Raw genomic sequence first — 24956 nt, forward strand, 5'->3', positions numbered from 1 at the left:
CAAAATTATAAAAATCTTTTTTCATACAAATGCCATGAGGCAACTCCTACTATTATTACGAGCAATGCACAAACTACAGCCATCATATATGGGTTATAATTGGCAAAAAGCCCTAGTGTAGTAAATGTCCTGATCATCGGAAAATGAAATATATAAATACCGTAGGTAAAATCACCATATTTTCCGAAGTTATTCAAAAATTTAAATGAATAAGCAATGTACAATATAATGATGGCGATCATAGCGGGAGAAAATAATTTTATGTCAAAAATCAAATCGATCCATACTGTGATCAGCGCAATAACAATAAGTACGTTCTTATATTTAATGAATTTCTCGAAGTTAAAATAGATGAGCATTCCCGGAATAAAATAGCACAACACTCCCGGAATTTGTTTGGACATTGAAATTTTATCCAATGATTCAAAATAATTAAGGTAAACGAGGGATAAAAAATAGATAATTATTAAGCTGAGATTTCTGAATTTATTGTTTTTACCGAAAAACAAAAATAATAATGGAACACAAAAATAATAACACATCTCTACCTTAAGTGTCCATAATGCCCCATTCACCGCCTGATTTCCGAAAACACCGGGAAGCCAGGGTGCCTTAAAATTTAAAAATAAAGAATTCCAGAATAGATATTTGTAAACCTGGGTATTACTGAAATACTCTGTGAAAGAGTAGGTACTTACTAAACTTAATAAAGTTGCACACAAAAAGATGACCAGTAAATAAGCGGGAACAATTCTGTTAATTCTCTTTTTTAAATAACTTTTCAAGTTTGATGATCTGTCGTAGCTTCTTGCAATAAGAAATCCGCTGACAATGAAAAATCCAAAAACGGCAATTTCTATCGGGCTGTTTTCAAGGATTTTAAGCTCTTTGGAAGCGCTTAAAGTTCCTAAATGCCCGAGGAAGACGATAAAAGCGAGGAGAACACGAAGGAAGTCAAAATTATTTTTCGTTATGTCTTGCATTTGTATTGTTTGTACAAAAATAGTTTTTTTAATAAAATATAAGGAGCATATGGGTGGGGAATCTTTGATAAATAAAGCGATTTTTAAGATTAAACATTTGATTATATACAGAAATATTTGTTTTTGAAATAATTTTTCACAAAAAACTATTAAATAAATCAAAAAAATTATAATTTTAGCGATTGAAAAATTTGATATATGAAGAAATTAGCATTACTATTTGCAGGTTTATCATTATTTGTAGCTACTGGATGTAATGATGATGACAATAATACTACCATTGAGTATCCAATTGTAGGAACATGGCAACCTATAAAAGAGGTTGTTACAACAGTTCCTGTAGGAGGAAGTGGTGTATCGGATGAAATTACATACACCACCTGTCAGAAAGAATCCAGATGGGTATTTGCAGAAGGCGGGACCGGAAAAAGAACGGATAAAGGGGACAGTGCAACTCCGGGACAATGTGATACAACTTTTGAGCGTAACTTTACGTATACGTATGATAAGAGTAGTAAAGCTGTCCAGATAAAATATCAGGGGATTGTAACTCCGGATAACGGAAAGGTGATGACGCTCAATGAAACGACATTGAACCTTACCATCGAAGACACTACAGATCCTAATGAATACCATTCTGTAACGTATACTTTAAAGAGGATTCCTCAATAATAAGTAGAATGTAATAAAAAATAAAGGTCTCATCTTCGGATGGGATTTTTTTGTTGAAGGGAATTAATTCAAAATTAAAGTTCCATTTCTTTTAAAATCTTTATTTTTGTAATCCCTCAATTTTTTTGGTAATAAATTAATTATAAATAAAATCTAAATATAAAGTGTTTTACGATCATCAGCAGATAGAAAAAAAGTGGCAGAAATACTGGGAAGAAAATCAGACGTATAAAACTTCCAATAACACAGATAAACCCAAATTTTATGTTCTCGATATGTTTCCGTATCCTTCAGGAGCCGGGCTTCACGTTGGGCATCCGCTGGGATATATTGCATCAGATATTTATGCGAGATATAAAAGACATCAGGGGTTTAATGTATTGCACCCGATAGGTTACGATAGCTTTGGTCTTCCTGCTGAACAGTATGCCATACAAACGGGGCAACATCCTGCTATTACTACTGAGCAAAACATTACAAGATACGAAGAGCAGTTAAGAAAAATTGGTTTCTCATTCGACTGGAGCAGAGAGGTGAGAACTTCAGATGCTTCCTATTATAAATGGACACAATGGATTTTCATTCAGTTGTTCCATTCCTGGTACAATAAAAATACAGATAAGGCAGAATCTATAGAAACCCTGATTCAACATTTTGAAGACAAAGGAACCGAAGGCATCAATGCCAATCAAAACGATGAATTAAATTTCACCGCAGAAGAATGGAACAACGCTTCTGATATAGATAAGGAAGATATCTTATTGAATTATCGTTTAGCCTACAGAGCGGAAACCACTGTAAACTGGTGCCCTGCTTTAGGAACAGTATTAGCAAACGATGAGGTAAAAGACGGAAAATCGGAGAGAGGAGGATTTCCTGTGTATCAAAAGAAAATGATGCAGTGGAGTATGAGAATCTCTGCGTATTCAGAAAGATTATTACAAGGCCTTACAACATTAGACTGGCCACAGCCATTGAAAGATTCCCAGGAATATTGGATCGGGAAATCCCAGGGAGCACAGGTAACATTCCATGTTGAGAATCATGATGAGATCATTGAAGTATTCACGACAAGACCTGATACAATCTTCGGTGCTACATTTATGGTATTGGCTCCGGAAAACCCTTTAGTGGATACCATCACTACCGAAGCTCAAAAAGCAGAAGTGGACAATTATATTGAAGAGACTTCCAAGAAAACGGAAAGAGACCGTTTGGCAGATGTGAAAACCGTTTCAGGTGCTTTCACCGGAAGTTATGCAATTAATCCGTTCAGTAATGAAAAAATGCCGATTTATATTTCAGATTACGTATTGATGGGGTATGGAACAGGAGCAGTAATGGCTGTTCCTGCTCATGATGAACGTGATCACAGATTTGCCAAGAAATTCGGATTGGAAATTAAAAAAGTAGTTGAAACTGATGAAGATGTTCAGGAAAAGTCATTTGATTCCAAAACCAGTGTTTGTATCAACTCGGATTTCCTGGATGGATTAAATTACGAAGATGCAAAAGCAAAAATCATTCAGGAAATCATCAACAGAGGAATTGGTTTCGGAACGGTGAATTATAAGCAAAGAGATGCGATCTTCTCAAGACAGCGTTATTGGGGAGAACCGGTTCCTATATATTATAAGGATGGTATGGCTTATACATTACCAGTTTCAGCTCTGCCGTTAGAACTTCCGGAAGTTGAAAAATATTTGCCGACTGAAGAAGGAGATCCGCCATTAGGAAATGCAAAAACTTTTGCATGGGATGAAGCCAACCAAAAAGTAGTGTCTACAGATTTAATTGATGAGCAAACGGTTTTCCCGCTAGAATTGTCTACTATGCCAGGTTGGGCAGGAAGCTCATGGTACTTCCTTAGGTATATGGATCCCCAGAATGACGGGGAATTCTGTGCAAAAGGTCTTTCAGATTATTGGGGACAGGTAGATTTATACATCGGTGGTAGCGAACACGCAACTGGGCACTTATTGTATTCCCGTTTCTGGAATATGTTCTTAAAGGACAGAGGTTGGATCAATCATAATGAACCTTTCCAGAAATTGATCAACCAGGGGATGATCTTAGGAATGAGTGCATTTGTTTATAGAATTGATGGTACTAATCAATATGTATCTAAAAATTTAGCAAAAGATTATCAAACCCAGCAGATCCACGTTGATGTATCCTTATTAAAAGGAACGTCGGATGAATTAGACACTGAAGCTTTCAAACAATGGAGACCGGACTACGCAGATGCCGAATTCATTTTGGAAGATGGGAAATACATCACAGGCCGTGAAGTAGAGAAAATGTCCAAGTCAAAGTACAACGTAGTAAATCCTGATGACATCTGCGAAGAATACGGTGCAGACGGATTGAGATTGTATGAAATGTTCCTGGGCCCATTAGAACAATCCAAGCCGTGGAATACACAAGGATTAAGTGGGGTGTATGGCTTCCTTAAAAAATTCTGGAACTTATATTTCAACGGAGATGTTTTTGAAGTATCTGATGAGGAGCCTACGAAAGAAGAATACAAAGTGCTGCATACCTTAATAAAGAAGGTGGTTTCGGATATTGACAACTTCTCTTTCAATACCTCAGTTTCTTCATTTATGATCGCTGTGAATGAATTGCAAAAAATAAAATGCAACAAACGCAATATTTTAGAACCTTTAGCCGTTATCATCTCTCCTTATGCTCCACACATCTGTGAAGAGCTTTGGAATCTGCTAGGTCACAACACCTCTATTGAATTTGAGAAATTCCCGGTATTGAATGAAGCTTACCTGGTAGAAGATGAAATTGAGTATCCGGTAAGTGTAAATGGTAAGACAAAATTCAAATTATCGCTTTCCGCTCAATTATCACCTAAAGAAGTTGAAGATTTAGTGCTAAGTGATGAAAAAATGCAACAGATTTTAGAGGGTAAAACCCCTAAAAAAATCATTGTCGTTCCTAAAAGAATTGTGAATATTGTAATTTAAAAAAAAATTAACATTGGTAAATTAAAAAAAATGATGGCTGAATATTTTTAAATTTTTAACGTATTTTTGAAATTTAGTGAATATTGCCAAAAAAAGAGAAAATAATTGAAATATCGGAATTGTATTAAAAATTCTTTGTCAAAAAAAACTAAAATGTTTATTTCAGACTCTTGCATTTTAATTAATTTTGCCTTTAATTTACACCTCGTAAAAAATTTAAAACAATATAATTTAGTTAAATATGGAAATGAATGTTTCAAAAAATGATGAGCAAGTAGTTGCTAGAAAGCAAGGAGGGTTAAACCCGGGATTAATTATTCCTATTTTATTAGTAATAGGGGTATGTATTTATCTATTTGTGTTAGGTAACCCTGGAAACTTTAAAGCAGATCCAAGGACAGCTAGCGCTGCTTCAGTTGCATTTGCAGATTTGGAGTCTAAAGAACTTCACCCGGAATCTTTCATGGGAATCGTATACATGGGAGGACCAATCGTACCAATCTTGATTACTTTTATGATTACGGTAATCGTTTTCTCTTTCGAGCGTTTCTTCGTTCTTAGAAAAGCTTCAGGATCTGGAAATCTTGATAACTTCGTATTAAAAATCAGAAGCCTTCTAAACCAGAACAAAGTGGATGAAGCTTTAGAAGAGTGCGACAGACAACAAGGTTCAGTAGGTAACGTAGTAAAAGAAGGTCTTACAACGTACAAAGCTTTAGCTAGTGACACTACTTTAAATAAAGAACAAAAAATGGTAGCTCTTAACAAAGCTATTGAAGAAGCTACTACTCTTGAAATGCCAATGTTAGAAAAGAACATGATGATTCTTTCTACTCTGGGTACAGTAGCTACATTAGTTGCACTATTAGGAACGGTAATCGGGATGATCAAAGCATTCTTCGCATTAGGTTCTGGAGGTGGTACTCCGGATGCTGCAGCTCTATCAATCGGTATCTCTGAAGCCTTGATCAACACAGCTTTAGGTATTGGTACTTCAGCGATCGCTATTATCCTATATAACTTCTTTACTTCTAAAATTGACGGATTAACTTATAAGATCGATGAGATCGCAATGAGCATCCAGCAGTCTTTTGCAGAATTCCACTAAGAAATCATTTTCTAGCAAGGAATTTGCATGATAAAAAAGAAGTTTAATTTAAAATTTTACAATTAATATGGCGAGAGTCAAACCAAAAAGACATGGAGTAGTAACGGATATGACGGCAATGTGTGACGTTGCCTTCCTACTACTTACGTTCTTTATCTTGACCACTCAGTTCAAAAAACCTGATGTGGAACAAATAAAACCGCCATCTTCAATATCCGAAAAAATATTGCCGGACGCTAGCTTAATGTCGGTAAATGTAACTCCCGGAGGTAAATTCTACTTCCAACCTGTAGAAAACGGAACTGAAAGAATTCAGTTATTGGAAAACATGGGGCAAAAATATGGAGTTAGCTTTACTGATGCCGAAAAAGTAGCATTTACAAAAGTTCAGGCAATTGGCGTTCCAATGACTCAGTTAAAAAGTTATTTGGATTTGCCAGAAGATGAGCAAAAAGCATTTAAAGGAGCTCCTGGGGTTCCTATGGACAGTACAAATAAACAATTGGTAGATTGGATTCAGCAGAGTTTAGCCATAAACCCTGACTATAAACTAGCTATTAAAGGTGACGTGAATACGGAATATCCAAAAGTTAAAAGTTTATTTGAAGGTTTAAGAGATATCGATTTTCTTAAATTTTGGTTGATCACATCACAAGAAGGTAAAACTGAATAATTATTAGAAATGGCAGAAGTACAAGTAAAAGAGGATGGCGGGAAAGGCGGCAAGGTCCGTTCGAAAAAGCAGAATACCCGCGTAGACATGACTCCGATGGTGGACTTAGGGTTTCTATTGATTACCTTCTTTATGTTCACCACTACATTTAGTAAACCAAACGTTATGGATCTGGGGCTTCCGGCAAAACCGAAAGAAAACCAGAAACCACCAGATACGGAAATTAAACTTTCTAACTCTATTTCTTTATTATTAGGAAGAGATAATAAAATATTCTGGCATCAGCAAGATAATACGACGCTGACAGATCAGAATCTTAATGAAACTACTTTCGACAGAGAAGGAATTAGAAAAGTAATTGAGGATGCAAAAAACAGAGCAGCTGATAAAACTAAGTTCACTGTGATTATCAAGCCAACTGATGATGCTGTATATAAAAACTTTGTTGATATTCTTGACGAGATGGCCATTACCAAAAGCGAGCAGTATGGGGTAACCGATGTGAAGCCTTGGGAAAAAGCTATTTATGAAAAGAAAGTTGGACCAGCTCCGGCAACAAAGTAATTTAACCATAAATATTAAAAGATATGGCAAATGAAAATATATACAATGATAATCTTACTTTAGATGAAATTGTATTTGAACATAGAAATAAGGAGTATGGTGCCTACGATTTAAGAAGCAGCTATCCAAGATTGCTTACTAGATCTTTCCTTATCGGTACAGCTTTTTTCGTTCTTGCAGTGGCTACACCATTCATCGTAATGAAGATCAAGCAGATGAATGCAAAAGAAGAAACCAAAGTTGAAGCGAACTTAGTAGATGTACTACAGGAAGATAAAATTATAGAACAACCGGAAGAAGCACCACCTCCACCACCTCCACCACCAAAAGAGGAGGAGAAAATCGAGGTGATTCAGAACGTGGTTCCTGAACCTAAAGTAGCTCCTAAAGTGGAAACTCCACCGCCACCGATTTCAAAGCAGCTGGAAACAACAACTGGTTTGCAGAATCAGGAAGGAGTGAAAGCTCCGGCTTATACGCCGCCACCGCCGCCACCTTCTACAGGTAATAAGGCATCAACAGCTGAAGTTAAGCCACAGATAAGTGATACCCAGATTTATGATAAGGTAGAACAAACTGCTGAATTCCCTGGAGGGATTAATTCCTTTAGAAGTAAGGTACAAGACAACTTTGATAGTTCAGCGATGAATGGTGATGAAGGTGTTGTAAAAGGTGAGGTTACTTTTGTAGTAGAGAGAGACGGAAGTATTACTGACGTTAAGGCTACGGGCTCAAATTCAGACTTTACGGCTGAAGCTATAAGAACTGTTAAATCTATCAGAAACAAATGGAGTCCAGCTAAAATTAATGGACAGGCTGTACGTTCCAGATTTAGATTACCTTTAGTAATGAATTTTGAATAATAATTATTATAAATTCAATTAAAAAAGAGAAGCATATGCTTCTCTTTTTATTTTTTTTGGTATTTTTGTTACATGATGTTCAATTGGTTATCATTAGTTACCGGATTTTTTTATATTATCCTGGGTATTGTTGTCATTACCTATAAATTCTTTTTCATAGTTCTGGAGCCTGCAGTTGCCTATCCATTAGGAATTGTACTGATTATTTATGGCGTTTTCAGAATTTTCAGGGCAATATCCAAATTAAAAAATACAAAAAATGAAGAGTAAACTATTATTGCTTTCTTTTATATGTATGCTGATAGGGTGTAAAAAGAAAGACGAGAATATTCCTACCTATAGCAAAGGAAACCTTACTATTCTTACGGATGAATCCTTCAAAAGTGTCACTCAGGCTTTAACGGAAGGGTATATGATCAATTATCCGGATACCCATATTAAAGTCGAAACTAAAAAAGAAGATCTTGGTTTTTTGGATTTATTAAATAATAAGGCCAAACTTATTGTAATGTCCAGATCTTTATCCAAAGATGAGATTAAGGCTTATGAGGAAAAAGTTGACCTGAAATATATGCCGGCCAGATTTGCTGCGGATGCTGTTGTTTTTGTAGTCCCAAAAAATTCTTCAAAAACAAAAATTACAATGGATGAAATCAAGAACGGATTAACCTCCGAAGACAAAAATTTCATTTTTGATGGAACCAATTCCAGCAATTTAAATTTTGTAGCTGAAAAGCTTCAGAGACAACCCAGAGATTTAAAATTTTCCATTATTTCAGGAAACCAAAATATCATAGAGCAGCTTGATCAGTATCCCGATAAAATTGGAGTTATCGGATTAAATACTTTTAGCAGGCCTTATGATAAAACTTCTGAGAAATTAAGAGAGTTGGTAAAAATATTACCTGTTGAAGATAGCGGTAAAGAGTATTATCCGGATGCTGACGGATTGCGTGAAATGAAATACCCTTTTACCAGGGTTCTATATTTCTTAACCAGTGAAGGAAACTTCAGCATAGCCAATGGTTTTATCCGTTATTCATGTACTCAGTTAGGACAAATGATAGTTCAAAAAGAAGGCTTACAGCCATATAATTTGTATAAAAGAGAAGTACAAATGCGTTAAAAAAATATTAAATTAAACCTTTAACCAAAACATACACAATTTTGGTCTGAAAATTGTGTGTAATTTATTCAGTTTTAGAAAAATATAAAATGAAAGATATAATGATTATGAATGTAAAGAAGATTGCTTTTGGAGCGGCAGTGGTATTTTTTACCAATTTTGCGGTTGCACAAACATTACAGGATGGGATCAACAGTGTTGATAGCGACAAGTTTGCGCAGGCAAAAAATAATTTCACACAAATGATTGCAAAAGAACCTACTGCAGAGAATTATTTTTATTTAGGAAATACATACTTAAGACAAGCAGAACCGGACTTTGCAGCTGCTACAGAGAATTTTAATAAAGGGCTTGGTGTGGACAGCAAAAGCTACCTTAATAAAATTGGATTAGCAGCAGTGAAATTAGGAAAAGGAGACAAGAGTGCTGTAGCGGAAATTCAAAAAATTGTTACAGATTCTAAGGAAAAAGATGCTGAAGTTCTTTTCAGAGCTGCCGAAGCATTAACATTATTCGAAAAGAATAATGCACCCGATCTTGCGATTCAGTTTTTGAATAAAGCAGTTGAAAAGGCTCAGAAAAAAGGCGTACCTGCTAATTATTATTATACATTAGGTGACGCTTACAGATTGAAGAAACTTCCTGGTGACGCCATGACTGCTTATGAAAAAGCATTGCCAACTGCTAAGAACAAAGCTTCTGTGTTTACAAGAATGGGAACTTTATGGATGGCTGCTCAACAATGGAAACTTGCTAAAGAAAATATAGACAAGGCCATTAGTGCAGATGCTACTTATGCGCCGGCTTACAAAGCATTGGCCGCTTATGATATCAGATATCAGCAAAACGCTAAAGCGACTCAGGATTTGATCAACTATACAAAGTATGCGGATGAAGATCCATATACACAATTGGAAATTGCCAAATTATACTTCACGAACGAAGATTATGCAAATTCTAAGCAGGTATTAGATAAAATCTTTGATAAAATCAACGATCCTATTAAGTTCAAATTAAGAGCTTATCAGTTATATGCTGATGGAAAATATGCTGAAGCTAAACAAAGTATGGATACTTTCGTTTCCCAGGCGGATAAATCAAGAGTACAGCCTGCAGATCAGGGATTACAAGGTTTGATCGCTGCAGGATTAGCTAAAGATGAAAAAGATCCGGCTAAAAAATCTGCATTAACTTCTGAAGCGCAGCAAAAAATTGCTATTGCAAAAGCAGCGAAAGATGAAACGATGAAGTGGGATATGGAGCTAGCTAATATTGCAGGAGGAGCTACACAGGGTTCTGTAGACGCAGGACCAACGACTCCTGAAATTGAGGCATTGAAAAAGAAAGTGGCTGCAAATGCCCAGGATTCTGATTCTTTATTTAAGCTAGCTACTGCTTATCAGGATGCTAAGAACTGGAATGGTGCTATTTTAACATGGCAAAAAATGATTGCTCTACTTCCTGATTGGGCTCCTGCCTATTATAGCCAAGGATACTCTTATCAGCAGGCAGGTAATAATGATGCTGCAAAAATAGCTTATGAGAAATTCATCAGTACTGTAAAACCTGCAGAGATTGAAGCGAATAAGCAAACTTTAGCTTATGCTTATTTTGCAGTGGCCTATATGAGCAAAGACTCTGATGTTGCAAAAGCAAAAGACTATGTTGCAAAATCTTTACAGTTGGATCCTGCTTATGAAGATGCGGTAAAACTGAATAAAGAAATCAATAAATAATTTATATTTTAAATTATAGATAATTAACTTCCCAATCATTAAGATTTGGGGAGTTTTTATTTTAAGTCTTATATTTGAAAATATGAAAACAGATATACTTGCATTCGGGGCCCACCCTGATGATGTGGAATTAGGATGCGGCGGAACTATAGCTAAATTAGTTTCGGAAGGAAAGAAATGTGTCATCGTAGATCTTACAAAAGGTGAGTTAGGAACCAGAGGTACTGAGGAAACCCGAAAAGAGGAAGCCGCTGATTCTGCAAAGATTTTAGGGGTCTCCGCAAGAGAGAATTTGGGAATGAAAGACGGCTTTCTGATGAACTCGGAAGAGTATCAGTTGAAAATTGTAAAAATGATCCGTAAATATCGCCCGGAAATTGTTTTAGCTAATGCTATTGATGACAGGCATCCGGATCATGCAAAAGCCGCAAAATTAGTATCGGATGCGTGCTTTTTAGCAGGCTTAAGAAAAATAGAAACAGTAGAAGGAGGTGAAAACCAGGAGGTATGGAGACCCAAGCATATTTTTCACTATATCCAATGGAAACATATTCAGCCGGAATTCGTCATTGATATATCAGAGCACCTTGATCAAAAGATTGAAGCCTGTATGGCCTTTAAAACCCAGTTTTACGACCCAGATTCCAAAGAACCCGTAACGCCAATTGCCACTAAAGATTTTTTTGAGAGCTTAACGTACAGAGCTCAGGATTTGGGAAGGCTATCGGGAGTAACTTATGCTGAGGGATTTACGACTGAGAAGCTGATAGCATTGAAAAATTTTGAAGGAATTGTTTTGTAAATTAAAATTTATTCCTATATTTGCAACCACAAAACGGTGATTGTAGCTCAGTTGGTTAGAGCGTCGGATTGTGGTTCCGAAGGTCGTGGGTTCGAGACCCATCATTCACCCAGTAATCCTGCATTTTTTATGCAGGATTTTTTGTTTTTATTACAATTATATTCATCCGTTCTTGTGATTATTATTCTGATTTCAGATGGGAAACTATGCTCATTGAGTAAATTCGGCAGGATATTTAACAAAAAAATTACAGTTTGATTGACATAAAGAGTTATTTCACTTTCTTGAGGTAGCTTATACCAAACAAAGTGGACTTATCGCATCTGGAGATTAGAAATAAAAGAAAAGATTTAGAGCTTTCATTATTGTTTCGTATCCCTATTCTTATTAAATTTAAAATATATTTATGTTATAAAATCGATGAATAACTTCAATTGTAAATACTTACTCTAAACCTGCAACAACAAACAAAAATGGAAGAATTAAACAACGAAAGAACAAACGACAAAACCCCTAAAGTAATCGGAATTGGAGGAATCTTCTTTTTTTCTGATAATCCTGAACAAACAAGAGAATGGTATGCAAAGAATTTAGGATTAGAAGTTAATCAATGGGGTTCTACTTTTGAATCCAGAAATATCAACAATCCGGATGAGATTAATTCTCTTCAATGGAGTCCTTTTAAAAACGGGAGTGAGTATTTTACACCTTCTAAAAAAGAATTTATGATCAACTATAGAGTTCAGAATATTGAAGGGCTTGTCAAACAACTTAAAGAAAACGGAGTGACTGTACTTGATGAGATTACAAGTTATGATTACGGGAAATTCGTTCATATTATGGATACAGAAGGAAACAAGATTGAATTGTGGGAAGAAGTTGTAAGCACTAAATAATAAAGATTATCAAGTTATAGACATAAAAAAAGCATCTTGAAAGATGCTTTTTTATATTTTCTGTTTTTTTAAACTTCGTCGTCTGAATCTATCGTGTAAGATCTGCTTTTAAAATCTTTATCGTGCTTTTCAGAAATTACATCTTCACCCTTTTCATTAATGATGAATTCTGTGGACTCATTAAACATCTCCTGAAAACTTTTAAAATCTTCTTTGTAAAGATAAATTTTGTGCTTCTCAAATGTAGCTTCTCCATTTTCTCCGAAATTCTTTTTACTTTCGGTAATCGTAAGATAATAATCTCCCGCTTTCGTCTCGCGCACATCAAAGAAATAAGTTCTTCTCCCTGCTTTTAACACCTTCGTGAAAATTTCATTTTCATGGCGTTCCTTGTATTCACTCATTGTTAGATATTTTTTAATCTTGTTAAGAACAAATATAAAAGTTTTCTTTTAATCACAAAATTTTTTTTATGATTTATTTAACAATTCCAAAAGAAACGGCTAAGCGGTTACAGAATTGGTAATTTCGGTAAGATTAATAATTTTATCTGCCTTCTGAGCGCTAGACTCTCTGTGTGTGATAATTATAGAAGTGGCATTATGAATTTTGGCTTCGATATTCTCAAGAATATTCTGTTCTGTTTCAGTATCCAATGCAGACAGAGAATCGTCAAAAATAATGATTTTAGGGTCTTTAATCAAGGCTCTGGCAATACAGATTCTTTGTTTTTGGCCTCCTGAAAGCATTACTCCACGTTCTCCAACCATGGTTTTGTATTGTTCTTTAAATTCTATGATATTTTTATGAACATCAGCAATGGTAGCATATTCTACTACTTTTTCATGAGAAGGATGATCTATGGCAAAGCCGATATTGTTCTCAATGGAATCAGAAAACAGATAGCTTTCCTGCGGAATATATCCTATGAAATTTCTGTAATTGTCCAGATTGTGTTGTTTGAGATTTTTACCATCAATTAAAATTTCTCCTTCGGTGGGGTCAATTAGTCGGCAAAGTAACAAAGCTATCGTTGATTTGCCGCTACCTGTTTTTCCCATAATGGCCAACGATTCTCCTGCTTTGATGGTAAAGCTTAGGTTGTCCAATGCCTTAATGCCCGTATTGGGATATACATAAGAAACGTTTCTGAACTCAATATCTCCTTTAATAGGATAGTTTTCAAAGTTTTTGTTGATGATTTCAGACTTCTTATCTAAAAATTCATTAATCCTTTGCATAGATGCTTCAGCTCTCTGATTGACAGAAGTTACCCAACCTACTAATGAGAATGGCCAGATCAGGATATTGATATACATGAAAAAATCAGCAATTTTACCCACACTTAGCTCTCCTGCAATATATTTTTGTCCGCCAATAAAAATTACGGCAACATTTAATAAACCGATAACAAATAAAATGATAGTGAAGAAATAAGCTTCGGTTTTGGCAAGATCTAAAGCCTTATTCTGGTAATCTGAAACTTTTACACCGTAGTTTTTTTTAATATATTTTTCCCTGGCGAAAAATTTCACAACCCGGATTCCTGAAAAGCTGTCCTGAACAAAAGTAGAAATTGCAGATTGGCTCTTCTGCATAATTTTCGACTTTTTGTTGATAATGGAACTTACTTTAAAAATTAAATAGGAAAGAACTGGAAGGGGTAACAATGTCCATAAGGTCATTGATACATCCGTCTTCACCATATAAATACTGGTAATTAATAATAAAATTAATAAATTGACCACATACATTACTCCAGGTCCAAGGTACATTCTTACAGCAACAACATCTTCACTTAAACGGTTCATCAGATCTCCAATTGTGGTTTGTTTATAATCCGTTAAGGATAATTCCTGGTAATGCCTGTAAATTTTATTTTTGAGTTCGTATTCAATTCTTCTTGAAGCTACAATAATAGTTTGTCTCATCATGAAGGTGAAGAATCCCGTTAAGAGTGAGCAGCCCACAATAATGGCTACATAGATCAGAACCTGCCGGTTAAATCCAAGATGTCCGCTCTTGGTAAGCTCATCTACGGATTTCCCAACAAACTGAACCTTATAGATATTGAAGAAATTACTGGCAATAATAAATAATAGCCCCCAAAACAATAATATTTTGTGCTTCCAGAAGTAAGGGTTCAGAGTTTTTAAAGCTTTCATAAACTTTTACAAAATTACAAAATTACCAACAGATTACGAATTTCATCAATTTTAATTTTTGTATCTTTGCACCCATAAAAAGCTCTTTGAATGTTAGGAAGAAGACAAATCCGTGAAAAAGTGGTAGAAACGGTGTATTCGTACTACCAGAATCCTATTAAATTTGATGTTTTAGAGAAAAACATGTTCTCTGGAATAGAGAAAATCTATCATCTTTACATTTACCAGCTCAATTTTCTGGTAGGCCTGAAAGAATTAGCAGAAAACCAGATTGAAATCGGTAAAAAGAAATTCATTAAGACTGAAGCTGATATCAATCCTAATCAAAAATTCATCAACAACCAGATTCTTATCAAGCTGGAAGAAAATCCGGAAAGGCTTTTTTTCTCAGGACAACATAAGGAATTGAAATGGGATTTGCATGATGATTTGTTGGTAAAAACTTTTCAAAGGATGACAGCCGGAAAGCGTTATCAGGATTTTATGAAGGAAGGGGAAACTTCTTTTGAAGATGATCAGAAATTCATAGGTAAATTGTTTTTAAGATATATTGCTGAAAACGATGATTTCCATGATTATGTTGAAGATAAGGAATTGTCATGGTCTAATGATATTCATATTTCCAATTCAATGGTTCAGAAAACGATCGGTTTCATGAAAGAACATGAAGAAAGCAGAACTCTGATCAAAATGATCAAAGATGAAGACGATAAAGCGTTTGCCGGCAAACTTTTAAGGGATACACTGAATAACTGGGAAAGTAATGAGCAGAAATTAGGAGAAAGGCTGGAAAACTGGGATTTGGAAAGAGTTTCTTTGATGGATAAAGTTATTTTGTCTACTGCTATATCGGAACTGGATCATTTTCCTTTCACCCCTTCAAGAGTCATTATCAATGAATATATTGAAGTAGCGAAAGTATTTGCTACAGACAGATCAAATATTTTCATTAATGGAATTTTAGATAAATATTGTAAAGATAAAAACAGAATTTAACAGAATATAACATGAAAAAGACGTTATCCATTATCGCTTTGTCTATGATTGGCTTCGGATTGGTTTCCTGCAAAAAAGAAGAAAACAAAGAAGCCGGTACAACACAGGAAACATTATCTGCTGACTCTATTCAATATGATAGAAAGGCTCATGTTCCGGAAGCTCCTGCAACTGACGCTGCAGTAACTTCTAATCAACCATTAACCACGGCAGCTTTATCTGAAAATAATTTTGATTTCGGAAAAATCAAAAAAGGAGATAAAGTGGAGCATATATATGAAATTACAAATACAGGAACTAACCCATTGGTAATTTCTGAAGTAAAGCCCGGGTGCGGATGTACAGCTCCTGATTTTACAAAAGACCCTATCTTACCTGGTAAAAAAGGAAAAATCACATTACATTTTGATTCTTCAAATTTTGACGGTAATGTTCAGAAATATGCAGATGTTTTTGTAAACGTAGAGAAATCTCCGATTAAATTAACATTTACTGCTGATATTCAACCTTAATAAAACGAATATGATAACACTTTTTTTACAAGCACAACCACAGGGTGGCGGATCCATGATGCTGATCATGATGGGAGTGATGTTTGTGGGATTTTATTTCCTGATGATAAGACCACAAATGAGAAAACAGAAGCAGGAAAAAAACTTTCAGGAGAATCTGAAAGTAGGAAGCAGAGTTGTTCTTACTTCCGGCCTTCATGGGAGAATCGCCCAGATTCAGGAAGACGGTTTTATTATTGAAACATTATCCGGAAAACTGAAATTCGAAAAAGCGGCCGTTTCAAGAGAATTCACGGATGCCCGTTTTGGAGAAAAAGCAACTAAAAATGCAGCTGAAAAACCTGCTGAGAAAAAAGAACTGGAAACTGAAAAGAAATAATTCAGTTGAAATGATAAAGCTCCGGCGCGGTGAACGAAGTTCACCGCGCCGGAGCTTTTTATAACCCCTTTCTACGACTTGTCATTCCTGAATGTAGCGAAGCGGAGATGGATAATCTTAAGGTAAAATATCTGCATCCATATATTATTAAATATCTTTGCCCAATGAATCAAAAGACAAACAAAACCGTTCTCATTTTAGGGGCTAATTCAGATGTGGCAAAGCAATGTATTATTCAATATCTTGAAAGAGGATTTTCTGTAATGGCGGCCTCCCGGAATACCGTATCATTGGAACAATTTATTGAAGAAAATCATTTGGATGCATCAAAAATTACGGTGCTGCATTTTAATGCTGAAGATTTTGATTCTCATCAGAAATTTTATGATGAACTTCCGGTCAAGCCCCATATTGTGCTATATGCAGCCGGTTTTTTAGTAGATAATGAAAAGGCTTTGAAAGACTTCAACGGAACGAAACAAATGATGTTGGTGAATTATATGGGAGCGGTTTCTATTCTGAATATCATTGCAATGGATGAAAGCAATACTAACTTAGAAAGAATCATAGGTCTCTCCTCCCTTTCCGGAGTAAGGGGCAGAAAAAGCAATTTTATCTACGGAAGTACGAAAGCTGCTTTTACTCAGTATTTAGCCGGATTAAGACAGGAATTGTCATCAAGAAAAATCATTGTTAATGCCTTAGTTATTGGGTATATCAGAACAAAAATAAACAAAGGACTACAACTTAATGAATCCTTGATTATGGAGCCGGATTATGTGGCGAAGTTCATTGTCAATGCAGGAAATTCTTTCATAATTGTTCCGAATTTTAAATGGAAAATGATTTATTATATTTTACGAATTCTGCCGGAAAGCCTGGTGGCAAAATTACCTTAACTATTTAAGATTTTGAAGCAATTCCAAAGCCTTCATCATATCAATACCTTTTCCTAAAACCGGTTTAAACAAATCGCCTTTTTCTTTAACTCTCTCCAAAGCATTGTGGATATTAAAATCCGTCGGTTTTAATCCGGGTTTTAGTTCATCCCATTCCAAAGGCATGGAAACGGAAGCTCCTTCTTTGGGTCTTAAACTGTAAACACTCGCTAAAGTCTGTCCCGTTCTGTTTTGAAGATAATCAAGGTAAATTTTACCTTCATCTCTTTTTTTTAAGTTTCTTTCTAAAGTGGTAATGTCAGGAAGCTTTTCCTGAACCTGCTGCATCAGCAGATGAGCAAAATCTTTTACCTGATCAAAATCGTACTTTCCACCCATCGGAATATAAATGTGGATTCCCGTACTTCCGGATGTTTTGCAATACCCTTTAATTTTAACGGAATCTAAAACCTCTTTCACCTGAAGTGCAGTTTCAATGACATCATCGAACGTATTTTTTTTGGACGGGTCGAGGTCCAGAACCAGGAAATCAGGATTTTCCAGATCGGGCAGGGAACTATTCCACGGGTTAAAATCAATGCAGCCTAAATTATTGAGATAGGCCATTGTTGCTTTATCATTACAGATAATATAATCAATATATTTATCATTGGATTCAGAATGAACCGGGGTTGTTTTTATCCAGTCGGGGATATTGTCGCTTGCATCTTTCTGGTAAAAACTTTGTTCCTCGATCCCGTTGGGGAAACGGTTCAATGAAAGCGGGCGATTTTTCAAATGAGGTAAAATATATTCTGCAACGGATTGATAATACTCTATTACATCCCCTTTTGTCAATTCATCTTTTGGAAAATACATTTTATCTTGGTTGGTCAGTTTTACTTTATGTTGGTTTAAGGTCACTTCTTTCTCTTTCTCAGAGGATTTTATTTTTTTTGAAGAGGATGTTTTCATTTCTTTTATTTTTGGTGGTGTATTTTGTATTTCTTCTGGTGAATTTCTAACTTCTTCGGGTTCCTTATCCTCACGGATAGCTACAAAAACCGGATGTCGGAAAATGCCGTCTTTGGTAATTTCAGAATATTTGATTTCGCAGACCAGTTCCGGTTGCACCCATGTGACAGGCATATTGGTTTTAGGAATGGTTTCGAAAGGAGATTTCTTGATGATCAGTTTTTCAAGCCGTTGATACATTTCTGCTAATGTAGTGCTGTTAAATCCCGTTCCGGTATGCCCGCAATACGTTAATTCTCCGCCAATATATTTCCCTAAAATCAAAGCACCGAAGTTTTTTCTGGAACCTCTTGGTTCTGTAAAGCCACAAATAATGGCTTCATCCGTATCGGAAAACTTTATTTTAAGCCAGTCGGTAGTTCTGTGGTTCTCTATATAAAGGCTGTCTGCTTTTTTAGCGATCATTCCTTCCAGCTTCATTTTTTTCATCTGTTCAAAAAATTCGATCCCTTTTTCCGGGATATGATCACAGTATTTAATAATATCTGTTTCTACGAGCGCTTCTTTTAAGAGTTCTTTCCTTTGCAGGAGCGGAAGATTTTCGGTAGAATGACCGTTGAGCCAGAGCAGGTCAAAAACCTGGTAAACCAATGCCAAATCCGGATTATCGCCAATTTGCTGTAGAAGTTGAAAGCTGGGCTTCCCCTGATCGTCATAAGCTACGATTTCTCCGTCAATGATCATTTTATGTTTTTGTGATTCGAAATCACGGGATACTTTTTGAAATTTGGATAAGAAAGAAATTCCGTTCCGGGAATAGAAGAGTGGGCTGTCATTACTAAGATCGGCAATAGCCCTATAGCCATCCCATTTTATTTCAAAGACCCAATCCTTTTTGTCGAATGCTTTGTCGAAAGATTTCGCAAGCATGGGCCTAATGAAGTCTTTGAGCTTTTTTTCATCCGTTAAAGAATTAAAGCGTTGAAATTTTTTAGAAGAAGTTATGACTTCTTTTTGCTTGTTTTCAGGCTTTTTTTTTCCTCTAAAAATTTCGTTACCAAAGATTTGGGAGAGGTATTTTCTTCGACATCATACGGACTTTCCGCAAATTCATCCTTATGCTTGATGAGTAACCATGCATTGTCTTCTGAATTTTTCATTTTTACCAGTGCAAATTCACCTTTCAGCTTTTTACCGTGTAAGATGAATTTTAATGAACCGGCATGCAATTCTTTAAGCAATTCTTTTTCATCGGAAAGGCTGGAACTTTCTTCCAGTGGTTCGTAGGTTCCGCTGTCCCATATTTCCACTTGGCCGGCTCCGTAATTTCCTTCCGGAATATTTCCTTCAAAATCTTTATAATCATAAGGATGATCTTCAACCATCATCGCCAGGCGTTTATCTTTAGGGTCTAAAGACGGGCCTTTAGGAACTGCCCAACTTTTCAGAACACCTTCCATTTCCAGACGGAAATCATAGTGAAGACGTGATGCCGCATGCCGTTGAATTACAAAAATAAGTTTGTCTTTACTTTTTTTTGTTTTTCCTTTGGGTTCAGCAGTTTCATCGAACTTACGCTTTTTCTGATAATCTTTAAGGGCCATTAGGATGCTGTTTTAGATTTAGAACTTTGTAAACTGGCTTTTAGCTGTGCCATCAAATCAATCACTTTACCACCTTTTGCTGGTTCTGCTTTTCTCGCTTTTACACCTTTTCCTTTTGCTTTCTGTTTGATGATCTTCAACAATTCATCAGAATAGGTGTCTTTATACATTGTGGGATCAAAATCCTGGGAAAGCTGTTCAATCAGGCTTACCGCCATTTTTAATTCGGCAGGTTTAGGGGCTTTTTTAGCCGGGATTTTTAAATCTGAATAATCTCTTATCTCCTGATCAAATCTTAAACGGTTTAAGAGTAATATTTCATCGTTATAAGGGCGGATCATTCCGATGGCCTCACTCTCACGCAGAACAAATGTTCCTATACCGACCATTTTAGTTTCCTGTAGAGCTTTTAATAAAAGCCTGTATGCGTTTTCGCCATTTTTCTGAGGCTCAAGAAAGTATGGGTTTTCAAAATAAATACTGTCTACTTCTACTTCTTTCACAAACTGATCAATAGAAAGTATTTTGGTTTTTTCGGGGCTTGCTGCTTCATAATCCTCATCTTCCAGAACAATGTACTTGTCTTCCATAAGGTAAGCTTTTACAATGTTATCCCATTTTACCTCCTTACCTGTTTTTTCGTTAACCCGTTTGAATTTGATATTAGAAAAATCGGATTTATCCAACATATCCAAATCCAATTTACTGGTTTCTGTGGCAGAATAAATTTTGACAGGTATATTGACTAAACCAAAGCCAATGGCGCCATTCCAAATTGCTTTCATTGTCTTACGTTTTGTGTAAGAGCGTGCAATTAACGTACCATTGAAAATTTATGCAATATAAGAATTAGAGGAAAAAAATAAATTGATTTAGCTGTATCTATTCATATATAGAGCTTGCTTTTAAGATATCGGAAAAAACTTTCCAATCAATTTTTTCTAAATCAATATGTTGATTCGTATTGAGATAATAGCTATGTATATCTTCAACATAGCGCGACATTGCCTCTAAGTAATCTTCAATAGTTTTGTTTTCCCATTGATCTTTATTTTCAATAAAATCAGTTCTGAGCGTTTCTATGAATTGAATGAAATCTTGTTTTATCATGAGAAAATAAAAAAGCGGAGAAAATTCCCCGCTTCTAATTTATGCTTTTAAATTCAATTGTAATTCCAGTTCATCCAGTTGTTCATCTGCAATAGAAGCAGGGGCATCAATCATCACATCACGTCCGGAATTGTTCTTAGGGAAAGCAATATAATCCCTGATTACTTCGTTTCCGTCAAGAATAGCCACCAAACGGTCGAATCCGAATGCCAAACCACCGTGAGGAGGTGCTCCGTATTTGAAGGCATTCATTAGGAATCCGAACTGAGCTTCTGCTTCTTCTTTTGAGAAACCTAACAGGTCAAACATTTTAGACTGAAGGTCTTTATCAAAAATTCTGATAGAACCACCGCCGATTTCATTTCCGTTCAAAACCATATCATAAGCATTGGCTCTTGCTTTTCCAGGTTCGGTTTCTAGCAAGTGAATATCTTCCGGTTTCGGAGAGGTGAAAGGGTGGTGCATGGCGTGGTAACGTCCGCTTTCTTCATCAAATTCCAATAATGGGAAGTCAACAACCCAAAGTGGTGCGAACTCGTTTCCTTTTCTTAACCCTAAACGGTTTCCAAGCTCCATTCTTAATGCTGAAAGTTGAGTTCTTACTTTATTTTCGTTTCCGGAAAGAATCAACATTAGATCTCCTTCTTTAGCTCCAAATTTTTCAATGATTTTTGCTAAGTCTTCCTCACTGTAGAATTTATTTACGGAAGAAGTCTTCACTCCGTCATTCTGGAATTTTACCCAGACCATTCCTGAAGCTCCGATCTGTGGACGCTTTACCCAATCTACAAGCTCGTCGATTTGCTTTCTGGTGTATTCTGCACACCCTTCAACATTAATTCCGACAACCAGTTCCGCATCATCAAATATTTTGAATTCTTTTCCTTTTACTAAGTCATTCAATTCAACGAATTCCATTCCGAAACGGATATCCGGTTTATCGTTTCCGTATTTTCTCATCGCATCTGCGAAAGTCATTCTTGGGAAAGCTCCGAATTCCTGTCCTGTAATATCTTTCAACAATGTTTTTGTCATTCCTTCGAAAACATTCATCACGTCTTCCTGTTCTACGAAAGCCATTTCACAGTCGATTTGTGTAAATTCCGGCTGTCTGTCGGCTCTTAAGTCCTCATCACGGAAACATTTTACGATCTGGAAATATTTATCCATTCCGCCTACCATCAAAAGCTGCTTGAAAGTCTGCGGAGATTGGGGCAATGCGTAGAATTGTCCCGGATTCATTCTGCTTGGAACCACGAAGTCTCTTGCTCCTTCCGGAGTAGATTTGATTAAAACCGGAGTTTCCACTTCGATGAAACCTTCGTCTGAAAGATAATTTCTTACTTTTTGCGCCATTTTGTGACGGAAGATCAATTTATCTTTCACCGGATTTCTTCTGATATCCAGGTAACGGTACTTCATTCTTAATTCTTCACCGCCATCCGTCTCATCTTCAATCGTGAAAGGCGGCAACTGAGACTCATTAAGAATCGTTAATTTATCAACTAAAATTTCAATTTCCCCAGTTGGAATATTGGGGTTTTTGCTTACTCTTTCAATCACTTTTCCTGTCACCTGAATGACAAATTCACGCCCCAGTTTTTTAGCTTCCTCCATCAATTGGGCAGAAGAACGCTCCTGATCAAAAACAAGCTGAGTAATTCCGTAACGATCCCGAAGATCTATCCAAATCATAAATCCTTTATCCCGGATAGTTTGTACCCATCCTGAAAGTGTAACTTCTTCATTAAGATTTTTTAGAGATAGTTCTCCGTTCGTGTGTGATCGAAACATGTGTTTTAGATGTTAGATATTAAACTTTAGATATTAGACATTTATAAGCCTAATTTTTCGTTGGCAAAGATAAGATTTTTAAAAGGTTTTATAAACAAAAAAACTTCCGAAAAGGAAGTTTTAATCATTATATAGCAAGCTTTTTTAATTTTTAACGGCTCCTTTTTTGGTCAGCAATTTGGCGATATCAGCTCTTTGGTACTGTTCTGCCACAGCAAGTGGAGTCAGGTTACCGCAATTTTTGTTAACGTCAGCTTTTTGATCGATCAAAAAGTTCACGATATTTTTTTTGTCATTCAGAACGCTGTATGACAACGGGCTGTAAGAATCTGTTTTCACCTGGAAACATTTGTTATAGTCTTCTTTAGCGAATTGCTTTTTGAATACGGCAACATTATCCGTCTGAATAGCTTTTCTCTGTTCTTTAGTCAATTGCTGAGCAGACATCATGCTTGTGAATACTGATACCCCGAATATTAAGAAAGTAAAGATTATTTTTTTCATAAATTTTATTTTAAGAATATACAAAGCTAATATTTTTTAATCCTTTTTACTAATTATTTATTTGCTCTTTTCAGTTAAAGATTAAATTTTTAATTTTTCTTGTGAACAAATTTAATAAAAACTTCAATTAAAAATGAATCTATTCATTGAAATTTGAATTTGTATTTTAGATGCTCATAAAATTAATCGAAAAAAATGTCAAAATATATCAGCTTTCTTAAGAAGGCATTAAGTGGAGAAGAGGTAGATTATACCAAAGTCAGTATCCGTAATGCGGTTTTACTGCTGGCGATTCCGATGATGTTGGAAATGGCGATGGAATCTGTTTTTGCTTTGGTGGATCTTTATTTTGTAGGACATCTTAAGGAAAGTGGCTTTGCGATCCAAACTGTCGGATTAACGGAATCTGTTCTTACCATTATGTATTCTATAGCGATAGGAATGAGTATGGCAGCCACCGCCATGGTGGCAAGAAGAATTGGTGAAAAGAACCCAGAGCAGGCTTCCAGAAGTGCTGCGCAGGTTTTACTGGTTTCCTGTGCGGTTACTGTTGTCCTGAGTATATTTGGGGTGGTTTTTGCCGAAGAAATTTTAATTTTGATGGGGTCCAAACCTGAAGCAGCAGCTTACGGTAAAGATTTCACAAGAATAATGATGGGAAGCAGTTTGATTATTATGCTTCTGTTTTTAATTAATGGTATTTTCAGAGGAGCGGGAAATGCAGCCATTGCTATGAAAAGCTTATGGATTGCCAATATTGCCAATATTATCCTTTGTCCGATACTGATCAGAGGTTTCGGGCCAATTCCGGCAATGGGCTTAACGGGTGCGGCAATAGCAACAACTATAGGGAGGAGCACAGGTGTTTTATATCAACTTTATCATCTTTTCATTGCGGATTCACAGGTTCGTATCAGAACGGAATATTTTAAACCTGATTTTAAGCTAATCCGATCTGTGATTAAAATAGCGACTCCCGGTATTTTCCAGTTTGTTATTGCTTCCTGCAGCTGGATTATCCTTGCACAATTAGTGGCTACTACCGGGGGTGAAAATGCTTCTGCAGGATATCAGACAGCTTTGAGATTGATGATGTTCTTTATGCTTCCTGCATGGGGATTAAGTAATGCTGCTTCTACTTTAGTAGGACAGAATATGGGTGCCAATGAAATGCTTCGTGCCGAACAGTCTGTCATGAAAACGGTGAAATATAATGTGATCTTTATGTTGGCTGTAAGTTTAATTTTCTTCATTCTGGGAGATGTTCTGGTGAGTTTCTTCACTCAGGAGGAAATGATAAAAACTTTTGCCAGAAATGCATTACATATTATGAGTGTTGGGTTTATTTTTTATGGAATAGGAATGGTAATGATCAATGCTTTCAATGGAGCCGGGGATACCTGGACTCCGACGTGGGTTAATTTTTTTGGATTCTGGCTGTTTCAGATCCCTTTAGCCTATATCCTTTCCAAGTATCTGGATATGGGGCCGAAAGGAGTATTTATTTCTATTCCGGTTGCAGAAACATTGATTACCATTATTGCTTTTATTTTATTTAAAAAAGGAAAGTGGAAAACCATTAAGGTTTAGATTTATAAAAATTTAACATCTTGAGGTATTGAGTTTTATGGCTTATTT

25 protein-coding genes and 1 tRNA gene are annotated in these 24956 nt (G+C 35.9%); 17 read left to right on the forward strand and 9 right to left on the reverse strand.

Annotation, left to right across the window (positions count from 1 at the left end; translation table 11 throughout):
* Window positions 1-5 precede the first annotated feature (5 nt).
* A complete protein-coding gene (locus BCF58_RS00435; protein ID WP_121459844.1) occupies window positions 6-983 on the reverse strand; it encodes an acyltransferase family protein in 978 nt (325 codons plus the stop codon).
* Between the two features lie 198 nt (window positions 984-1181).
* Here BCF58_RS00435 and BCF58_RS00440 point away from each other — a divergent pair, with 198 nt between their 5' ends.
* From BCF58_RS00440 to BCF58_RS00495, 12 genes are all read left to right on the forward strand, one after another.
* A complete protein-coding gene (locus BCF58_RS00440) occupies window positions 1182-1655 on the forward strand; it encodes a lipocalin-like domain-containing protein (RefSeq protein ID WP_121459845.1) in 474 nt (157 codons plus the stop codon).
* Between the two features lie 164 nt (window positions 1656-1819).
* Window positions 1820-4633, forward strand: coding sequence for a leucine--tRNA ligase (leuS, locus tag BCF58_RS00445; RefSeq protein WP_121459846.1), 2814 nt, complete (start codon window positions 1820-1822; stop codon window positions 4631-4633).
* A gap of 241 nt (window positions 4634-4874) precedes the next feature.
* Complete coding sequence (locus BCF58_RS00450) at window positions 4875-5741, forward strand: MotA/TolQ/ExbB proton channel family protein (RefSeq protein ID WP_121459847.1); 867 nt, start codon at window positions 4875-4877, stop codon at window positions 5739-5741.
* Window positions 5742-5808: 67 nt separating this feature from the next.
* Entirely contained in the window at window positions 5809-6414 is a 606-nt protein-coding gene (locus BCF58_RS00455) for an ExbD/TolR family protein (protein ID WP_121459848.1), read from the forward strand.
* A 9-nt stretch (window positions 6415-6423) separates the two neighbouring features.
* Window positions 6424-6978, forward strand: a complete 555-nt coding sequence (locus BCF58_RS00460; protein WP_121459849.1) for an ExbD/TolR family protein — start codon at window positions 6424-6426, stop codon at window positions 6976-6978.
* Between the two features lie 23 nt (window positions 6979-7001).
* Entirely contained in the window at window positions 7002-7841 is an 840-nt protein-coding gene (locus BCF58_RS00465; protein ID WP_121459850.1) for an energy transducer TonB, read from the forward strand.
* Window positions 7842-7913: 72 nt separating this feature from the next.
* Window positions 7914-8111, forward strand: coding sequence for a C4-dicarboxylate ABC transporter (locus BCF58_RS00470; RefSeq protein ID WP_394337655.1), 198 nt, complete (start codon window positions 7914-7916; stop codon window positions 8109-8111).
* Window positions 8101-8967 (forward strand): PstS family phosphate ABC transporter substrate-binding protein, encoded by an 867-nt coding sequence (locus tag BCF58_RS00475; protein ID WP_121459852.1) that lies wholly within the window; start codon window positions 8101-8103, stop codon window positions 8965-8967. The genes BCF58_RS00470 and BCF58_RS00475 overlap by 11 nt, the downstream gene beginning before the upstream one ends.
* Before the next feature lie 89 nt (window positions 8968-9056).
* Window positions 9057-10703, forward strand: coding sequence for a tetratricopeptide repeat protein (locus tag BCF58_RS00480; protein WP_121459853.1), 1647 nt, complete (start codon window positions 9057-9059; stop codon window positions 10701-10703).
* 82 nt (window positions 10704-10785) lie between these two features.
* Window positions 10786-11505 carry a bacillithiol biosynthesis deacetylase BshB1 gene (gene bshB1 / locus BCF58_RS00485; RefSeq protein ID WP_121459854.1) on the forward strand — a complete coding sequence of 240 codons (720 nt, stop codon included), beginning with the start codon at window positions 10786-10788 and terminating at the stop codon, window positions 11503-11505.
* Window positions 11506-11540: 35 nt separating this feature from the next.
* Window positions 11541-11616, forward strand: a tRNA-His gene (locus tag BCF58_RS00490).
* Window positions 11617-11978: 362 nt separating this feature from the next.
* Window positions 11979-12401, forward strand: coding sequence for a VOC family protein (locus BCF58_RS00495; protein ID WP_121459855.1), 423 nt, complete (start codon window positions 11979-11981; stop codon window positions 12399-12401).
* A gap of 68 nt (window positions 12402-12469) precedes the next feature.
* Here the strand turns inward: BCF58_RS00495 and BCF58_RS00500 are convergent, their stop codons facing one another.
* Window positions 12470-12805: a DUF3276 family protein gene (locus BCF58_RS00500; protein ID WP_121459856.1), complete on the reverse strand. Its 336-nt coding sequence runs from the start codon at window positions 12803-12805 to the stop codon at window positions 12470-12472.
* Window positions 12806-12904: 99 nt separating this feature from the next.
* The gene (locus tag BCF58_RS00505; RefSeq protein ID WP_121459857.1) at window positions 12905-14566 is read right to left on the reverse strand and encodes an ABC transporter ATP-binding protein; all 1662 of its coding nucleotides are present in this window, start codon (window positions 14564-14566) and stop codon (window positions 12905-12907) included.
* 90 nt (window positions 14567-14656) lie between these two features.
* Here BCF58_RS00505 and BCF58_RS00510 point away from each other — a divergent pair, with 90 nt between their 5' ends.
* Genes BCF58_RS00510 through BCF58_RS00525 form a run of 4 tightly spaced genes read left to right on the forward strand, consistent with a single transcriptional unit; the run spans window position 14657 to window position 17352 of the window.
* Entirely contained in the window at window positions 14657-15562 is a 906-nt protein-coding gene (locus BCF58_RS00510) for a transcription antitermination protein NusB (RefSeq protein ID WP_121459858.1), read from the forward strand.
* Between the two features lie 11 nt (window positions 15563-15573).
* Complete coding sequence (locus BCF58_RS00515) at window positions 15574-16074, forward strand: DUF1573 domain-containing protein (protein WP_121459859.1); 501 nt, start codon at window positions 15574-15576, stop codon at window positions 16072-16074.
* 10 nt (window positions 16075-16084) lie between these two features.
* Window positions 16085-16453 (forward strand): preprotein translocase subunit YajC, encoded by a 369-nt coding sequence (gene yajC / locus BCF58_RS00520; RefSeq protein ID WP_121459860.1) that lies wholly within the window; start codon window positions 16085-16087, stop codon window positions 16451-16453.
* Between the two features lie 29 nt (window positions 16454-16482).
* Complete coding sequence (locus BCF58_RS00525; RefSeq protein ID WP_228434696.1) at window positions 16483-17352, forward strand: SDR family NAD(P)-dependent oxidoreductase; 870 nt, start codon at window positions 16483-16485, stop codon at window positions 17350-17352.
* On the opposite strand, the gene ligD is transcribed toward BCF58_RS00525, so the two are convergent.
* The 6 genes from ligD to BCF58_RS00555 all read right to left on the reverse strand — a co-directional run bounded on the left by ligD (window position 17353) and on the right by BCF58_RS00555 (window position 23318).
* Window positions 17353-19236, reverse strand: a complete 1884-nt coding sequence (ligD, locus tag BCF58_RS00530; RefSeq protein WP_121459862.1) for a DNA ligase D — start codon at window positions 19234-19236, stop codon at window positions 17353-17355.
* Between the two features lie 71 nt (window positions 19237-19307).
* Window positions 19308-19910, reverse strand: a complete 603-nt coding sequence (locus BCF58_RS00535) for a DNA polymerase ligase N-terminal domain-containing protein (RefSeq protein WP_121459863.1) — start codon at window positions 19908-19910, stop codon at window positions 19308-19310.
* Complete coding sequence (gene ku, locus BCF58_RS00540; protein ID WP_121459864.1) at window positions 19910-20695, reverse strand: non-homologous end joining protein Ku; 786 nt, start codon at window positions 20693-20695, stop codon at window positions 19910-19912. The genes BCF58_RS00535 and ku overlap by 1 nt, the downstream gene beginning before the upstream one ends.
* A gap of 97 nt (window positions 20696-20792) precedes the next feature.
* Window positions 20793-21020, reverse strand: a complete 228-nt coding sequence (locus tag BCF58_RS00545) for a DUF7660 family protein (protein WP_121459865.1) — start codon at window positions 21018-21020, stop codon at window positions 20793-20795.
* Between the two features lie 39 nt (window positions 21021-21059).
* Window positions 21060-22814, reverse strand: a complete 1755-nt coding sequence (gene aspS / locus BCF58_RS00550) for an aspartate--tRNA ligase (protein WP_121459866.1) — start codon at window positions 22812-22814, stop codon at window positions 21060-21062.
* A gap of 144 nt (window positions 22815-22958) precedes the next feature.
* The gene (locus BCF58_RS00555) at window positions 22959-23318 is read right to left on the reverse strand and encodes an ankyrin repeat domain-containing protein (protein ID WP_121459867.1); all 360 of its coding nucleotides are present in this window, start codon (window positions 23316-23318) and stop codon (window positions 22959-22961) included.
* Between the two features lie 195 nt (window positions 23319-23513).
* Here BCF58_RS00555 and BCF58_RS00560 point away from each other — a divergent pair, with 195 nt between their 5' ends.
* Window positions 23514-24908, forward strand: a complete 1395-nt coding sequence (locus BCF58_RS00560) for an MATE family efflux transporter (protein WP_121459868.1) — start codon at window positions 23514-23516, stop codon at window positions 24906-24908.
* Window positions 24909-24956: the final 48 nt, after the last annotated feature.

The sequence above is a fragment of the Chryseobacterium defluvii genome (assembly GCF_003634775.1).
GTDB classification, from domain to species: domain Bacteria; phylum Bacteroidota; class Bacteroidia; order Flavobacteriales; family Weeksellaceae; genus Chryseobacterium; species Chryseobacterium defluvii.

Bases quoted from the DNA above. Each gene is read 5' to 3' on its own strand.
- BCF58_RS00435 (WP_121459844.1), bottom strand. From the start codon at position 983: ATGCAAGACATAACGAAAAATAATTTTGACTTCCTTCGTGTTCTCCTC.
- BCF58_RS00440 (WP_121459845.1), top strand. From the start codon at position 1,182: ATGAAGAAATTAGCATTACTATTTGCAGGTTTATCATTATTTGTAGCT.
- BCF58_RS00450 (WP_121459847.1), top strand. From the start codon at position 4,875: ATGGAAATGAATGTTTCAAAAAATGATGAGCAAGTAGTTGCTAGAAAG.
- BCF58_RS00455 (WP_121459848.1), top strand. From the start codon at position 5,809: ATGGCGAGAGTCAAACCAAAAAGACATGGAGTAGTAACGGATATGACG.
- BCF58_RS00460 (WP_121459849.1), top strand. From the start codon at position 6,424: ATGGCAGAAGTACAAGTAAAAGAGGATGGCGGGAAAGGCGGCAAGGTC.
- BCF58_RS00465 (WP_121459850.1), top strand. From the start codon at position 7,002: ATGGCAAATGAAAATATATACAATGATAATCTTACTTTAGATGAAATT.
- BCF58_RS00470 (WP_394337655.1), top strand. From the start codon at position 7,914: ATGATGTTCAATTGGTTATCATTAGTTACCGGATTTTTTTATATTATC.
- BCF58_RS00475 (WP_121459852.1), top strand. From the start codon at position 8,101: ATGAAGAGTAAACTATTATTGCTTTCTTTTATATGTATGCTGATAGGG.
- BCF58_RS00480 (WP_121459853.1), top strand. From the start codon at position 9,057: ATGAAAGATATAATGATTATGAATGTAAAGAAGATTGCTTTTGGAGCG.
- bshB1 (WP_121459854.1), top strand. From the start codon at position 10,786: ATGAAAACAGATATACTTGCATTCGGGGCCCACCCTGATGATGTGGAA.
- BCF58_RS00495 (WP_121459855.1), top strand. From the start codon at position 11,979: ATGGAAGAATTAAACAACGAAAGAACAAACGACAAAACCCCTAAAGTA.
- BCF58_RS00500 (WP_121459856.1), bottom strand. From the start codon at position 12,805: ATGAGTGAATACAAGGAACGCCATGAAAATGAAATTTTCACGAAGGTG.
- BCF58_RS00505 (WP_121459857.1), bottom strand. From the start codon at position 14,566: ATGAAAGCTTTAAAAACTCTGAACCCTTACTTCTGGAAGCACAAAATA.
- BCF58_RS00510 (WP_121459858.1), top strand. From the start codon at position 14,657: ATGTTAGGAAGAAGACAAATCCGTGAAAAAGTGGTAGAAACGGTGTAT.
- BCF58_RS00515 (WP_121459859.1), top strand. From the start codon at position 15,574: ATGAAAAAGACGTTATCCATTATCGCTTTGTCTATGATTGGCTTCGGA.
- yajC (WP_121459860.1), top strand. From the start codon at position 16,085: ATGATAACACTTTTTTTACAAGCACAACCACAGGGTGGCGGATCCATG.
- ligD (WP_121459862.1), bottom strand. From the start codon at position 19,236: ATGCTTGCGAAATCTTTCGACAAAGCATTCGACAAAAAGGATTGGGTC.
- BCF58_RS00535 (WP_121459863.1), bottom strand. From the start codon at position 19,910: ATGGCCCTTAAAGATTATCAGAAAAAGCGTAAGTTCGATGAAACTGCT.
- ku (WP_121459864.1), bottom strand. From the start codon at position 20,695: ATGAAAGCAATTTGGAATGGCGCCATTGGCTTTGGTTTAGTCAATATA.
- BCF58_RS00545 (WP_121459865.1), bottom strand. From the start codon at position 21,020: ATGATAAAACAAGATTTCATTCAATTCATAGAAACGCTCAGAACTGAT.
- aspS (WP_121459866.1), bottom strand. From the start codon at position 22,814: ATGTTTCGATCACACACGAACGGAGAACTATCTCTAAAAAATCTTAAT.
- BCF58_RS00555 (WP_121459867.1), bottom strand. From the start codon at position 23,318: ATGAAAAAAATAATCTTTACTTTCTTAATATTCGGGGTATCAGTATTC.
- BCF58_RS00560 (WP_121459868.1), top strand. From the start codon at position 23,514: ATGTCAAAATATATCAGCTTTCTTAAGAAGGCATTAAGTGGAGAAGAG.